Genomic DNA, 12,780 nt, shown 5'->3' on the forward strand with positions numbered 1-12,780 from the left:
CTGGGCAACGTTGCAACCTGGCTGCAACCTGTCCGCTCCTACGCTTGCTCCAACGGCGAAAGCCTGGACTGCACAGCAAAGGAGCTAGCAATGACTGTTTACGCACAGCCCGGAACCGAGGGCTCGAAGGTCACCTTCAAGGACCGCTACGAGAACTGGATCGGCGGCGAGTGGGTGGCCCCCGTGAAGGGCCAGTACTTCGAAAACATCACCCCCGTCACGGGCAAGGCCTTCTGCGAGGTGGCCCGCGGCACGGCAGAGGACATCGACCTGGCCCTTGACGCAGCCCACAAGGCGGCGCCGTCCTGGGGCAAGACGTCCGTCGCTGAACGTGCCGCCATCCTGAACAAGATCGCCGACCGCATCGACGAGAACCTGGAGATGCTCGCCGTCGCCGAAACCTGGGACAACGGCAAGCCTGTCCGGGAAACCCTCAACGCGGACCTCCCGCTCGCCGCGGACCACTTCCGCTACTTCGCCTCCGCCGTCCGCGCCCAGGAAGGCCGGCTCTCCCAGCTCGACGACGACACCACCGCCTACCACTTCCACGAGCCGCTCGGCGTCGTGGGCCAGATCATCCCCTGGAACTTCCCCATCCTGATGGCCGTCTGGAAGCTCGCACCGGCGCTCGCCGCCGGCAACGCCGTGGTCCTCAAGCCGGCCGAGCAGACGCCGACGTCCATCCTGGTGCTCATCGAGCTCATCGGCGACCTCCTCCCGGCCGGCGTCCTCAACATTGTCAACGGGTTCGGCGTCGAGGCCGGCAAGCCCCTGGCGTCCAGCCCCCGCATCCGGAAGATCGCCTTCACCGGCGAGACCACCACCGGCCGCCTGATCAGCCAGTACGCCAGCCAGAACCTCATCCCCGTCACCCTGGAACTGGGCGGCAAGAGCCCCAACATCTTCTTTAACGATGTCGCAGCAGACACCTCGGACGCGTTCTACGACAAAGCGCAGGAGGGCTTCGCGCTGTTCGCCTTCAACCAGGGCGAGGTCTGCACCTGCCCGTCCCGCGCCCTGGTGCAGGAAGACATCTACGACTCCTTCATGGCCGACGCCGTGGCCCGCGTAGCGAAAATGGTCCAGGGAAACCCGCTGGACACGGAAACCCAAGTGGGCGCCCAGGCCTCCAACGACCAGCTCGAGAAGATCCTGTCCTACATCGACATCGGAAAGCAGGAGGGCGCCAAGGTCCTTATCGGCGGCGGACGGGCAGAGCTGCCCGGCGACCTGGCCGGTGGCTACTACGTCCAGCCCACCGTTTTCGAGGGGCACAACAAGATGCGGATCTTCCAGGAGGAGATCTTCGGCCCGGTTGTGTCGGTGACAAAGTTCAGCGACTACAACGACGCCATGGGCATCGCCAATGACACCCTGTACGGCCTGGGCGCCGGCGTCTGGTCCCGCAACGGCAACATTGCGTACCGTGCCGGGCGCGAAATCCAGGCAGGCCGCGTCTGGGTCAACAACTACCACGCCTACCCGGCGGGTGCCGCGTTCGGCGGCTACAAGTCCTCAGGCATCGGGCGGGAAAACCACTCGATGATGCTGGACCACTACCAGCAGACCAAGAACCTCCTGGTCAGCTACAACGAAAACAAGCTGGGCTTCTTCTAAGCCTTCGCACACCATCGCTACAACGACGCAAGGATTTTCGCCAATGACGACGACAATGCAAGCAGCAGTAGTAAACAGGTTCGGCACAGAGCTCCAGGTCCAGGACCTTCCCATCCCAACCCCCGGCCCGGGGGAAGCCCTGGTCAAGGTGTTCACCACCGGCGTTTGCCACACCGACCTCCACGCCGCCGAGGGCGACTGGCCGGTCAAACCCTCACCGCCCTTTGTTCCCGGCCACGAGGGCGTAGGCGAAGTGGTGGTACTGGGCGAGGGCGTCACCGACCTCGCGGTGGGCGACCTGGTGGGCAACGCCTGGCTCTGGTCCGCCTGCGGCGACTGCCAGTACTGCCGCACCGGCTGGGAAACCCTGTGCGAGGTCCAGAAAAACGGCGGCTACAGCGTGGACGGGTCCTTCGGCGAGTACATGCTCGTCGATACCCGCTTTGCCGCTCGCATTCCGGCGGGATCCGACCCCGTCGAGGTGGCGCCGGTGCTTTGTGCCGGCGTCACCGTCTACAAGGGCCTGAAGATGACCGAAGCCAAGCCGGGCCAGTGGGTCACCATCTCGGGTATCGGCGGGCTGGGGCACATTGCCGTGCAGTACGCCGTGGCCATGGGGCTGAGGGTTGCGGCCGTGGACATTGCCGACGACAAGCTCGCCCTGGCCAAGGCGCACGGTGCGGAACTCACCGTCAACGCACTGCACGAAGACCCCGTGGAAGTGATCCAGCGTGAAACCGGAGGTTGCCATGGAGTCCTGGTCACCGCAGTGCACCCGTCAGCTTTTGGACAGGCGATCGGCATGGCCCGCCGCGGCGGGACGATTGTGTTCAATGGGCTGCCGCCGGGCGACTTTCCGGCGCCCATCTTCGAGATTGTGCTCAAGGGCTTGACCGTCCGCGGCTCGATCGTGGGCACGCGCCAGGACCTGGAGGAGGCGCTGGACTTCTACGCCCAGGGAAAAATCCACCCGACGGTATCCGTGCGGGAGCTTTCGGAGGTCAACGCCGTGTTCGACGAGATGAAGCACGCCAAGATCGACGGCCGCGTGGTCCTGAGGTTCTGATGGCCCTGGACAGCCTCGATGCTGCAGTGACGCTGCCCGGGGAGGACTTTTCCCGGGTGGCGCTCACGCCGCCGGCCGTGGAGCTGCTGCGCTCGCTGTGGCTCCGGCACGGACCGTTGATGTTCCACCAGTCCGGCGGCTGCTGCGACGGATCCTCGCCCATGTGCTATCCGGCAGGCGACTTCCTGACCGGCGATTCGGACGTCCTCCTGGGGCTGTTTGATCTCTCGGATGGGCCGGAACCGCAGCCGCTGGAGTTCTGGATGTCCCGGGAGCAGTTCAACTATTGGAGCCACACCCACCTGACCGTTGATGTGGTTCCCGGGCGGGGGAGCGGCTTTTCGGTGGAAGCGCCGGAGGGCAAACGCTTCCTGATCCGGTCCACCCTGATGGACTGGCCGGCCTAGCCCGTTCGGATAAGTAGTCCTTGAGGCCCTCCATTCGGAGGGCCTCAAGCGCTTGATGCAGAATAAAGTTTGGCAGAAGGGCTGTCTCACCATTCGGAACAATTGGGGCCGTCCAGTGGATGGATACTATCGTGGATAGGTCCGTTTCCTTCACAAATCAGGATTGTGATCCCCAATGAACCTTCTCCGGACCAAATCCATCGAGCAGTCGATTGCCGACGCCGATGAACCCGGACGCAAGCTCAAGCGCTCCCTCAGCACCTGGGACCTCATGATCATGGGCGTCGCCGTTGCTGTCGGCGCCGGCATCTTTTCCGTGGGTGCCAAGGCTGCCGCCAACTTCTCCGGCCCGGCCGTGACCCTGTCCTTTGCCATCGCCGCCATCACCTGCGCCCTGGCCATCATGTGTTACGCCGAGTTCGCCACCGCCATCCCGGTGGCCGGCTCCGCCTACGTCTTCACCTACGCCACCATGGGTGAGCTCCTTGCCTGGATCATCGGCTGGAACCTGATCCTGGAGCTCTTCACCGCCGCGGCCGTCATCGCCAAGTACTGGGGCATCTACCTCAGCAAGGTCTTCGCGCTGATGGGCGCGGACATTCCGCCGGCCGTCTCGCTGGGCGGCGTTGACCTCTACTGGGGCGCGTTCCTGATTGTTGCCGTCTTCACCGTGCTGCTGGTGCTCGGCACCAAACTGTCCGCCCGGGTAGGCAACATCTTCACCCTGATCAAGATCGGCGTTGTCCTCTTCGTGATCGTGGTGGGCTTCACCTACGTCAAGTTCGAAAACTACGCGCCGTTCATCCCTGCGGCCGAGCCCACCGGCGGCACCGGCGCCGCTGACGTCCTGAAGCAGTCCTTCTTCGGCTTCCTCACCGGCGCGGCTCCCGCCCAGTACGGCACCCTGGGCATCTTCGCAGGTGCCGCGCTGGTGTTCTTCGCCTTCATCGGCTTCGACGTGGTGGCCACCTCCGCGGAGGAAGTGAAGAACCCGCAGAAGACCCTTCCGCGCGGCATCTTCGGCGGCCTCGCCCTGGTCACCCTGCTGTACATCCTGGTGTCGCTGGCCCTCACCGGCATGGTGTCCTACACCCAGCTGGCCGAGGCCGAGAACCCGACACTCACCACGGCCTTCGAAGCCGTTGGTGACACGTCCGCCGCGAAGATTATCGCGTTCGGCTCCCTGGTGGGCCTGACCACCGTGATCATGGTCCTGCTGATGGGCCTGTCCCGCGTGGTCCTGGCCATGAGCCGCGACGGCCTCCTGCCCCGGGCACTGTCCAAGACCAGCGAGAAGCGTTCGACGCCGGTCCGCCTCCAGATCATCTGCGGCGCCGCGGTAGCTCTCGTGGCAGGCCTGACCAACGTGGACCTGCTCGAGGAAATGATCAACATCGGCACGCTGTCCGCCTTCGTTGTGGTCAGCCTGGGCATCCTGGTGCTGCGCAAGAAGCGCCCGGACCTGAAGCCCGCCTTCCGCGTCCCGTTCGGCAAGGTCCTGCCGGTTGTGTCCGCCCTGCTGTGCCTCTACCTGATGACCAACCTGGCCGTGGAGACCTGGATCTTCTTTGCCATCTGGCTGATCATCGGCCTGGCCATCTACTTCGCTTACGGCCAGCGCCACTCGCGCCTGAACGAGCGCTTCAGCGCTGCCAGCGCCTCGGTCAACGGCCCTGCTGCGGGTGGTTCAACCGCTGCCGCCACCGAGCGCGACGACGAGGACGAGTTCACCCGCGCCTGACCGGCCCGCTGCTGATGCCCGCCCGGGCCATACCCGGGCGGGCATTTGCATGTCCGGCTTCTAGGATGGATTCATGGCACGACCCACACGACCCGAACGCAAAGCCGAGCTGTTGGGCGCCATCCTGGATTACCTGATGGATAAGACGCTGGCGGAGCTGACGTTCCGCAGCCTTGCCGAGGGGCTGGGCATGAGCGCCTACGTGCTGGTGTACCACTTCGGCAGCCGCGACCAGCTGATCAATGACATTGTGGTCTCGATCGAATCCCGGCTGGACCGCATGCGAAACACCGATGTCCACGACATCGACCGCGCCGCCTGGCGGGAGTTCCTGCTGGATTCCTGGCAGTGGACCATGGCTCAGCGGAACCGGCACCTGACGCGGCTGGAATTCGAGGCCACTGCCCAGGACATCGTCGCCGCCGAGCCGCGCGGAACGTCCCAGGAGCATTTCCGGATGCTTCACCACAAGACCCGTGACTGGCTGATGGTCCAGGGGATCCCAGAAGCACATGCGGATACCGATGCCCGGCTCTTCACCTCCACCTTCTACGGGCTGCAGTTCGACTTCGTGGTCATGAACGAACCGGAGGCGGCCACCAAAGCCTTCGAACTGATGCTGACCGTGTTCTTCAACAACCTCGAAACCCGCCTGGCCGCCGTCCAGGACGCCTAAACAGCAGGCCTTGCCCACTGGGCTGCCGGCAGTATCACGGGGCTGCGTGCCGGGTAACCCAGTCCACGAGCGGGCGGAGCTCCTCCCAGAGCCTGGCGATTTCCGGGACAGCGGCGGGGCCGTCCAGCCATTCGGGCTGGGCCAGATCAACGCTTGCCGCCAGCGATTTGTGTTTGAGGAGTTCGGCCCGCGGATGGTCACGGGCGTAGCCGCGCGGCACTGTCTTGAGCTTCTCGCCCTCCACCGCAAACCCGGCGGCAGCAACGGCCTCCACAATGTGCCGCAGCGACTCCCCGGTGCCCGAGGCGTCGACTGAGTTCCGGTACCTCGCCAGCTGAGCGGGTGAATGGGAGTGGTAGCCACCGCCCACCAGCAGGCCCTCCGCGCTGATCTGAAGGTAGTACCCCACACCTTCCTGTCCCGAGGCAAAAGCGCCCTGTGCGGTCTTGTAGGGCGACTTGTCCAATGAAAACCGGACATCCCTGTTGGGGCGGAAAATTTTTCCTGGCCCGAACCGGGGTTCAAGTTCTTCGAGGAGCGACGCGAGCGGATCCCGGACCAGCGACTGGTAGCTGTCCTTATGCTCCAGCCACCACTCCCGGTTGTTGTTGTCCTGCAGCTCGGCATAGAACCCGAAAGCACCGGCGGGTATGCCCTGGAAAGTTGTCATACAGCGATCCTAGGGAGCGCGCTTGGCCGCGGCTACGGCGCCGGCGGCTATGTGGAAAGCGAAAAAACCACCCCGCCACGGCAGCCGTGGCGGGGTGGTTTCAGATGCAACCCCGGGCGGAATCAGCCGATCTTGTTGGCTGCCTCAGCGTCGGAGAGGGGTGCTGCGCCGAGGTTGGCGCGGAGCTTGGCGCCGAGTTCGGCGTCAACGTTGGTCCAGTACTGGATGGCGCGTTCCTTGATGTCGGAGCGCTTGACGCCGCCCACGGCACCGGTGATGGTGTCCAGGAAGCGGGCCTTGGCAGCGTCGTCGTAGACCTCGCGGTACAGCGCGCCGGCCTGGACGAAGTCGCTGTCCTCGGCGTGCAGGGAGTGCGCGGCGAGGGTCAGTTCGCCGTCGTTCTCCCAGCCGCCGGCCGGGTTCTGCGGCTCAAGGGCAGCCGGGCCACCGAAGGTGTTCGGGGCGTAGACCGGAACCGAGGGGGCGTTGAACAGGTAACGTCCGGCGCCGTCCTGGCTGTAGTTGTTGACCTGGTTCTTGGGCTGGTTCACCGGGATCTGGGCGTGGTTGGTGCCCACGCGGTAGCGGTGTGCATCCGCGTAGGAGAAGATGCGGGCCTGCAGCATCTTGTCCGGGGACGCGGCGATGCCGGGCACGAAGTTCGACGGCGCGAAGGTGGCCTGCTCGATCTGCGCGAAGTAGTTCTCCGGGTTCCGGTTCAGCTCCATGGTGCCCACCTTGATCAGCGGGTAGTCAGCGTGCGGCCACACCTTGGTGAGGTCGAACGGGTTGAAGCGGTAGGTCTTGGCGTCCTCGTAGGGCATGACCTGGACGTGCAGGTCCCAGGACGGGAAGTTGCCGGCTTCGATGTTTTCGGACAGGTCGCGGATGTAGAAGTCCGCGTCCGAGCCGGCCAGGGCTTCGGCCTGCTCGCCGGTCATGGAGTTCACGCCCTGGTTGGACTTGAAGTGGTACTTGACCCAGAAGCGTTCGCCTGCGGCGTTGATCCACTGGTAGGTGTGTGAGCCGTAGCCCTGCATTTCGCGCCAGGAGGCGGGCAGGCCGCGGTCACCCATCAGCCAGGTGACCTGGTGGGCGGACTCGGGGGACAGGGTCCAGAAGTCCCACTGCATGTCGGCGTCGCGCAGGTGGGTGCCCGGGAGGCGCTTCTGGGAGTGGATGAAGTCCGGGAACTTGATGCCGTCGCGGATGAAGAAGACGGGGGTGTTGTTGCCCACGAGGTCGTAGTTGCCCTCGGAGGTGTAGAACTTCACGGCGAAACCGCGGGGATCGCGCCAGGTGTCCGGGGAGCCGTTCTCGCCGGCGACGGAGGAGAAGCGGATGAGCATCTCGGTCTCAACGCCGGGCTGCAGGAACGCTGCCTTGGTGTAGGCCGAGATGTCCTCGGTGGTCTTGAACGTGCCGAATGCGCCGCCGCCCTTGGCGTGCACCACACGCTCCGGAACCCGCTCGCGGTTGAACTGGGCGAGCTTTTCCACCAGGTAGTGGTCGGTCAGGATGATGGCACCGTCGGCACCAACTGACTTCGAGTGGGCGTCGGACGTGACGGGGGCACCTGACTGGGTTGTTGAAATGACAGTCATTTTTCTCCTATTTCTCTATTTCTTGCGAGGGACGATTGGAGGGAAGTTGTTGGGACTGCTGGCAGTCCTGGCAGATGCCCTGGTACATGACATCGGCGATCTGAATGGTCATCGGCTTGGCGTTCTCATCCCAGTGGGGCGTGAGGCAGGGGGCATGGCCCACCGCGCAGTCCACGTCCTCCACCCGGCCGCAGCTGATGCAGATGGCGTGGTGGTGGTTGTCGCCCACCCGGGTTTCGTACAGAGCCGGGGAGTGCGGCGGCTCGAACCTGCGCAGCATGTGCAGGTCCGTCAGGTCGCCGAGCACCACGTACACGGACTGTGCTGTCAGCTCGGGCAGCTCAGCGCGGGCCGCAGTGAGGATGCTTTCGGCGGGGGAGTGGGGGTGGCGTTCGACGGCGGCCAGCACGGCGAGCCGCTGCTTGGTCACCCGGCGGCCGTGAGCGCGCAGGGCACCAGCCCAGTCCTCGTGGCCGCCTGTGTGCTCCGTCATGGCTCCATTGAAACACTTATTATGAATATCTCACAATAAGGGTTGGCTAACCTCGGAATTTCCCGGCAGTGAACGCCGTCATGGAACCGTGTTGCACGGAAAGCCGTTCCCATAGTGAGCAAGGAGGAGACGTGCACAAGCACTACAACGGACTGAAGACAGCGGCGCTGTTTGGCGTTTTGTGGGCGGTCCTGCTGGGCCTGGGCGCATTGATAGGTGCAGGCACGCGCAGCTCCGCGCCCATCTGGATCATGGCGCTGGTCGGCGTGGCCACCACCGCCTACGGCTACTGGAACAGTGACAAGATCGCCATCCGGTCCATGCAGGCCTATCCCGTCACAGAGGCCCAGGCGCCGCAGCTGTACCAAATGGTCCGGGAGCTGTCGGTCCGCGCCAACCAGCCCATGCCGCGGATCTACCTCTCACCCACCATGAGCCCGAACGCCTTCGCCACGGGACGCAATCCCGGCAACGCCGCCGTCTGCTGCACGGAGGGGATCCTGCAGCTCCTGAACGCGCGGGAGCTGCGCGGCGTGCTGGGCCATGAGCTCATGCACGTCTACAACCGGGACATCCTCACCTCGTCGGTGGCGGCCGCCGTCGCCGGCGTCATCACCTCGGTGGGCCAGATGCTGCTGTTCTTCGGCGGCGACCGGCGCAACTCCAACCCGCTCGCCATGCTGGCCATGGCCCTGCTGGCACCCTTCGCGGCGTCCCTGATCCAGATGGCGATTTCCCGCACCAGGGAGTACGACGCCGACGAGGACGGCTCCCAGCTGACCGGCGACCCGCTGGCGCTTGCCTCAGCCCTGGCCAAGATCGAGCGCGGCGTGGGCATCGCGCCGCTGCCGCAGGACCAGAGGCTGGTCAACGCGTCGCACCTGATGATCGCCAACCCGTTCCGGGGCGGCGCGATGAACAAGCTGTTTGCCACGCATCCGCCCATGCGGGACAGGATCGCCCGCCTGGAGCGCATGGCCGGCGGGCCACTGCGGTAGGCGTGCGCCGCCGTCGGGCCCTAAGCGCCCAAGAAGCCCCGCCGTGCTGCGGAAACTCCCTGGTGATACGCAAAGAGGCCGGCGCAACCCATATTCCGGGTGCGCCAGCCTCGTTGTGCAGCGGCAGGTCTTTTTGCGCGTCGAAGGACGACGGCGCCGTGCCGTTAGCTGCGGAAGTTCACGAACTGCAGGTCGGCTTCCTCGAAGTCCTTCAGCAGCGCCATGGTGGCCTGCAGGTCATCGCGGGACTTGGACGTCACCCGCAGCTCGTCGCCCTGGATCTGGGACTTGACGGACTTGGGGGCCTCGTCGCGGATGAGCTTGTTGATCTTTTTGGCCAGGTCCTGGGCGATGCCCTCCTTGATGGAGGCTTCCAGCCGGAATTCCTTGCCGGAGGCGTAGGGCTCGCCGGTGTCCAGGGACTTCAGCGAGATGCCCCGGCGGATCAGCTTGGACTGCAGGACGTCCAGGACGGCCAGGACGCGTTCCTCGGAGTTGGCCTTCATCAGGATCTTTTCGCCGCTGAAGTCCACCTCGGCGCCTACGCCCTTGAAGTCGTAGCGCTGCGCCAGTTCCTTCTGTGCCTGGTTCAGTGCATTGGCCACTTCCTGCTTGTCTACTTTGCTTACGACGTCGAACGTTGACTCGCCTGCCATGACTCTCCTTCGCTGGTGGGAGCCCTGTGCGCGGACAGGGCATGGATCACTGCGTTCAAGCCTAATACGGATGCCCCGCCCGGTGGAGTGGAGGAATTCACAGTTCCCTCTCAGCGGACGCACGGAGGGAACGAAGGAGTGCTGGGGAGAGTTGTACGTGTTGGATTGTTGCTCGAAGGGAACGCCATGCACCGCAAAGCCGTCAGTTACGTCTCGAAAACCACCACCGCTGCGGCCGGGGCGGTGGCAACGGCGGCAACATCGGTGGCCGCAGCCGCAGTTGCTGCCTCCATCATTTTCAGTCCCGTTGCGGACGCGTCCTCCCGCCTGGAAGGTGTGCACGCAGACCTGCTCCGGGCCGTCCAGTTGAACCAGATCACTGAGGAGCAGGCCCTGAGGTTCGAGGCCAAGCTGGCCGGGAGGATCCTGGGCGAGGCCTGACGGGCCGGATTTCCGCGTAATTCCGGTGATTTTGCTGCCGCCCGGGCCTCGATTCGATTCTTCGGCGGAAGTTCTGTAAAGTTGTCTTGCCCGCGGTTACTGGAAGCGGAACGGCCCGGAAACGGACGTTCCAAAGACTGCAGCCGAGGGTAGCTTCTTGTGAAGTTCGGCAGATTACCCGAGCGGCCAAAGGGGGCTGACTGTAAATCAGCTGGCAACGCCTACGGGGGTTCGAATCCCTCATCTGCCACCCAAGGAAAGCCTCCGGAACCTGATGGTTCCGGAGGTTTTTTCGTGTCCCGGCATTGTTGCCGGCCGAGCCGCCCCGCTTCACTGGCTACCCCCGGCTCCACGACCCGCCAGCAGTCAGTTTTCCCCGCCTGATGGTCTATTCCCCGCGGCGTTTCAGGAGGAGTAGTCCATAAGGCGGGGAGAATTTCAGGGGGACATGGGCGCCGAAATCGCCGTCGACACCGTACCGGCCCGGGCGTAGTCTGGCAGTTATCGGCGCACGCGGCCCCGATGCCCTGCGTCGATACATCCATCGATAAAGGAGGATTCAATGAGTGCTGTACGTGAATTCATGACCACGGATGCACGATGTATTAAGGAAAACCAGTCACTGGTGGATGCAGCCCGGATGATGATGGACCTGGACTGCGGATCACTGCCGATCTGTGGCGATGACGGCAAGTTGATGGGCATGATCACCGACCGCGACATCGTTCTCAAGTGCGTTGCCGCCGGCCGCGATCCCGGCCAGATGATGGCCCGGGACCTTGCCGCCGGGCGCCCTCACTGGATTGATGCCGACGCCAACGTGGACGCTGCCATCGAGATGATGGAAAAGCACCAGGTCCGGCGGCTCCCCGTGATCGCCGACCACAAGCTGGTGGGCATCATCAGCCAGGGTGACATCGCACGCAACTACTCCGAGCAGCGTGTGGGCGAACTGGTGGAGCATATTTCAGAACGCCATCGGGTGTAGCGCCACTACGGCAGCGCAACCACGTGGCCTTGTCCGCGGATCCCGTCCTACCAGGTTCGGACCCGCGGACAAGCTTTAACACCCCGCAACCAGGCGGGGAATCAGTTCAGCGCAATCAGGAGCATCTGGCTGGTGCCCGGAATGCAGGTCTGCAGAATGGCGCGGGGGAACCCTCCGAATACGTTGAGTACGTCGTTGGTGGTGCCCGGGTTGGGAACCTGTCCGCGTGCCGTTGCCGTGTAGGTGCCGTAGCCGGGGATGCTTACGGTTTCCCCTACCCCGATTCCGGAGAACCGTGCCCAGCCGCCGCAGAAATCATGCTCGGTGATAAACAGCGAATACCCGTCGCCTGGGGTGTAGTGGATCGGGCCGATGCAGGCGTCCACCATTTCCTGCCCGCCAGCGCCCGCAACATAAATGGTCCGCACGGCAGGAGCAGCCGGAACAAAGGCGGGAGCCGGGGCGGGTGCCGGAGCCGGACCCGGGGCCTGAGCCGGCACGGACACCGGTGCAGCTGCCGGGGCGGGCGCTGCTACTGCCGGTCCGGTCAGCACAAGGGTCTGGCCCGGCACGATCACGCTGTAGGGGCCGAGGCCGTTGGCGGCGAGCATCGCGTTCATGTCCACGCCGTGCCTGCCCGCGATGGCTGCGACAGTGTCGCCGGGAACCACGGTGTAGAGGTTCGGGTCGCCGGCCGGTGCCGGTTGAGGGTCGGGGGCCGGCGGAGCCGGTGCGGGTTCCACGGGTGCCGGTTCGGAAGCCGCAGGGGCGACTGCCGCCGGAGCTTCTGCTGCCGGGACGGCGGCAGGCTGCTGCCCGGGAGCCGCACTGCCCCCGGCCTCGACGGTGGTGCCGTCGCCGGCAGGTGCCGCGGCGCCGGCAACCTGGCCAGCCGCCGTCGCGCCCTGGCTGACCGAGCCCTGGTTCAGGGAAGCCGGCGGCGCTGCCAAGGCTCCCACGCCTACCGCTGCTACGACGGCGGCGGTGGCCATTCCGGCCCACAGCCTGTTGCTGATGGCCGGCCGGCCCGTGGTCAGGTCGGTACGGGGTTCGTCAGTGGCGAAGCTTCTGCTCTCGCCTTCAGGTGTAGTGAGGTAAGGCTCGTTCATGGGTGGCCCATCCGGGGTCGGTCCGGCCGGGCGCGAAAGCGGGCCGGCAGGACGGAGCGAGATGCAGCGTGCCGGCAGCCCAGGCAGATGCCGGGGCCGCGCAGGCAGCGCGGGATGGAGGCATCCGCATACCCAGAAATACGGAGGCTCCGCGAGTAAGCGGAACCTCCGGAAGCCAACCCGGGGGACCCGCCAGTGCGTGTTCGGTCCTAGGAGTCCCGAGTCTAGGAAGCGGGCCTGGGGCACGGCACCAGTAGGAATTACCCGAATTTTTTAGGCCGGTACTTGGTGGCGCCGTAGCTGCTACTCACGCA

The 12,780-nt window shown here is 65.0% G+C and carries 13 protein-coding genes and 1 tRNA gene; 9 read left to right on the forward strand and 5 right to left on the reverse strand.

Annotation, left to right across the window (positions count from 1 at the left end; genetic code table 11):
* Positions 1-90 precede the first annotated feature (90 nt).
* The 5 genes from exaC to AC5RWA_RS03155 all read left to right on the forward strand — a co-directional run bounded on the left by exaC (position 91) and on the right by AC5RWA_RS03155 (position 5,507).
* A complete protein-coding gene (exaC, locus tag AC5RWA_RS03135) occupies positions 91-1,617 on the forward strand; it encodes an acetaldehyde dehydrogenase ExaC (RefSeq protein ID WP_079596722.1) in 1,527 nt (508 codons plus the stop codon).
* 43 nt (positions 1,618-1,660) lie between these two features.
* The gene (gene adhP / locus AC5RWA_RS03140; RefSeq protein WP_176156816.1) at positions 1,661-2,683 is read left to right on the forward strand and encodes an alcohol dehydrogenase AdhP; all 1,023 of its coding nucleotides are present in this window, start codon (positions 1,661-1,663) and stop codon (positions 2,681-2,683) included.
* Positions 2,683-3,090: a DUF779 domain-containing protein gene (locus AC5RWA_RS03145; protein WP_494056530.1), complete on the forward strand. Its 408-nt coding sequence runs from the start codon at positions 2,683-2,685 to the stop codon at positions 3,088-3,090. Before adhP ends, AC5RWA_RS03145 begins: the two co-directional genes overlap by 1 nt.
* A 175-nt stretch (positions 3,091-3,265) precedes the next feature.
* Positions 3,266-4,831, forward strand: a complete 1,566-nt coding sequence (locus tag AC5RWA_RS03150; protein ID WP_494056531.1) for an amino acid permease — start codon at positions 3,266-3,268, stop codon at positions 4,829-4,831.
* A gap of 73 nt (positions 4,832-4,904) precedes the next feature.
* Positions 4,905-5,507 carry a TetR/AcrR family transcriptional regulator gene (locus AC5RWA_RS03155; protein WP_494056532.1) on the forward strand — a complete coding sequence of 201 codons (603 nt, stop codon included), beginning with the start codon at positions 4,905-4,907 and terminating at the stop codon, positions 5,505-5,507.
* Between the two features lie 34 nt (positions 5,508-5,541).
* Here AC5RWA_RS03155 and AC5RWA_RS03160 read toward each other — a convergent pair whose 3' ends face one another.
* From AC5RWA_RS03160 to AC5RWA_RS03170, 3 genes are all read right to left on the reverse strand, one after another.
* Positions 5,542-6,177 (reverse strand): DUF2461 domain-containing protein, encoded by a 636-nt coding sequence (locus AC5RWA_RS03160; protein ID WP_494056533.1) that lies wholly within the window; start codon positions 6,175-6,177, stop codon positions 5,542-5,544.
* A gap of 122 nt (positions 6,178-6,299) precedes the next feature.
* Positions 6,300-7,781 carry a catalase gene (locus AC5RWA_RS03165; protein ID WP_494056534.1) on the reverse strand — a complete coding sequence of 494 codons (1,482 nt, stop codon included), beginning with the start codon at positions 7,779-7,781 and terminating at the stop codon, positions 6,300-6,302.
* A gap of 7 nt (positions 7,782-7,788) precedes the next feature.
* Positions 7,789-8,274 (reverse strand): Fur family transcriptional regulator, encoded by a 486-nt coding sequence (locus tag AC5RWA_RS03170; RefSeq protein WP_494056535.1) that lies wholly within the window; start codon positions 8,272-8,274, stop codon positions 7,789-7,791.
* Between the two features lie 131 nt (positions 8,275-8,405).
* Here AC5RWA_RS03170 and htpX point away from each other — a divergent pair, with 131 nt between their 5' ends.
* On the forward strand, positions 8,406-9,272 hold the full coding sequence (htpX, locus tag AC5RWA_RS03175; RefSeq protein WP_494056536.1) for a zinc metalloprotease HtpX: 867 nt from the start codon (positions 8,406-8,408) through the stop codon (positions 9,270-9,272).
* A 164-nt stretch (positions 9,273-9,436) separates the two neighbouring features.
* Here the strand turns inward: htpX and AC5RWA_RS03180 are convergent, their stop codons facing one another.
* Positions 9,437-9,928 carry a YajQ family cyclic di-GMP-binding protein gene (locus AC5RWA_RS03180; protein WP_079596566.1) on the reverse strand — a complete coding sequence of 164 codons (492 nt, stop codon included), beginning with the start codon at positions 9,926-9,928 and terminating at the stop codon, positions 9,437-9,439.
* 186 nt (positions 9,929-10,114) lie between these two features.
* Here AC5RWA_RS03180 and AC5RWA_RS03185 point away from each other — a divergent pair, with 186 nt between their 5' ends.
* The 3 genes from AC5RWA_RS03185 (at position 10,115) to AC5RWA_RS03195 (ending at position 11,357) form a co-directional block, all read left to right on the forward strand.
* Positions 10,115-10,369 carry a hypothetical protein gene (locus AC5RWA_RS03185; protein ID WP_476246262.1) on the forward strand — a complete coding sequence of 85 codons (255 nt, stop codon included), beginning with the start codon at positions 10,115-10,117 and terminating at the stop codon, positions 10,367-10,369.
* A gap of 168 nt (positions 10,370-10,537) precedes the next feature.
* Positions 10,538-10,619: transfer RNA gene (locus AC5RWA_RS03190), tRNA-Tyr, on the forward strand.
* Positions 10,620-10,931: 312 nt separating this feature from the next.
* A complete protein-coding gene (locus tag AC5RWA_RS03195) occupies positions 10,932-11,357 on the forward strand; it encodes a CBS domain-containing protein (protein WP_494056537.1) in 426 nt (141 codons plus the stop codon).
* 101 nt (positions 11,358-11,458) lie between these two features.
* Here AC5RWA_RS03195 and AC5RWA_RS03200 read toward each other — a convergent pair whose 3' ends face one another.
* Complete coding sequence (locus AC5RWA_RS03200; RefSeq protein WP_494056538.1) at positions 11,459-12,466, reverse strand: LysM peptidoglycan-binding domain-containing protein; 1,008 nt, start codon at positions 12,464-12,466, stop codon at positions 11,459-11,461.
* Between the last annotated feature and the right edge of the window lie 314 nt (positions 12,467-12,780).

The organism is Arthrobacter sp. 210 2, from assembly GCF_059093025.1.

Bases quoted from the DNA above. Each gene is read 5' to 3' on its own strand.
- AC5RWA_RS03145 (WP_494056530.1), top strand. From the start codon at position 2,683: ATGGCCCTGGACAGCCTCGATGCTGCAGTGACGCTGCCCGGGGAGGAC.
- AC5RWA_RS03185 (WP_476246262.1), top strand. From the start codon at position 10,115: ATGCACCGCAAAGCCGTCAGTTACGTCTCGAAAACCACCACCGCTGCG.
- AC5RWA_RS03200 (WP_494056538.1), bottom strand. From the start codon at position 12,466: ATGAACGAGCCTTACCTCACTACACCTGAAGGCGAGAGCAGAAGCTTC.
- AC5RWA_RS03165 (WP_494056534.1), bottom strand. From the start codon at position 7,781: ATGACTGTCATTTCAACAACCCAGTCAGGTGCCCCCGTCACGTCCGAC.
- AC5RWA_RS03195 (WP_494056537.1), top strand. From the start codon at position 10,932: ATGAGTGCTGTACGTGAATTCATGACCACGGATGCACGATGTATTAAG.
- adhP (WP_176156816.1), top strand. From the start codon at position 1,661: ATGACGACGACAATGCAAGCAGCAGTAGTAAACAGGTTCGGCACAGAG.
- AC5RWA_RS03160 (WP_494056533.1), bottom strand. From the start codon at position 6,177: ATGACAACTTTCCAGGGCATACCCGCCGGTGCTTTCGGGTTCTATGCC.
- AC5RWA_RS03170 (WP_494056535.1), bottom strand. From the start codon at position 8,274: ATGACGGAGCACACAGGCGGCCACGAGGACTGGGCTGGTGCCCTGCGC.
- AC5RWA_RS03155 (WP_494056532.1), top strand. From the start codon at position 4,905: ATGGCACGACCCACACGACCCGAACGCAAAGCCGAGCTGTTGGGCGCC.
- AC5RWA_RS03150 (WP_494056531.1), top strand. From the start codon at position 3,266: ATGAACCTTCTCCGGACCAAATCCATCGAGCAGTCGATTGCCGACGCC.
- AC5RWA_RS03180 (WP_079596566.1), bottom strand. From the start codon at position 9,928: ATGGCAGGCGAGTCAACGTTCGACGTCGTAAGCAAAGTAGACAAGCAG.
- exaC (WP_079596722.1), top strand. From the start codon at position 91: ATGACTGTTTACGCACAGCCCGGAACCGAGGGCTCGAAGGTCACCTTC.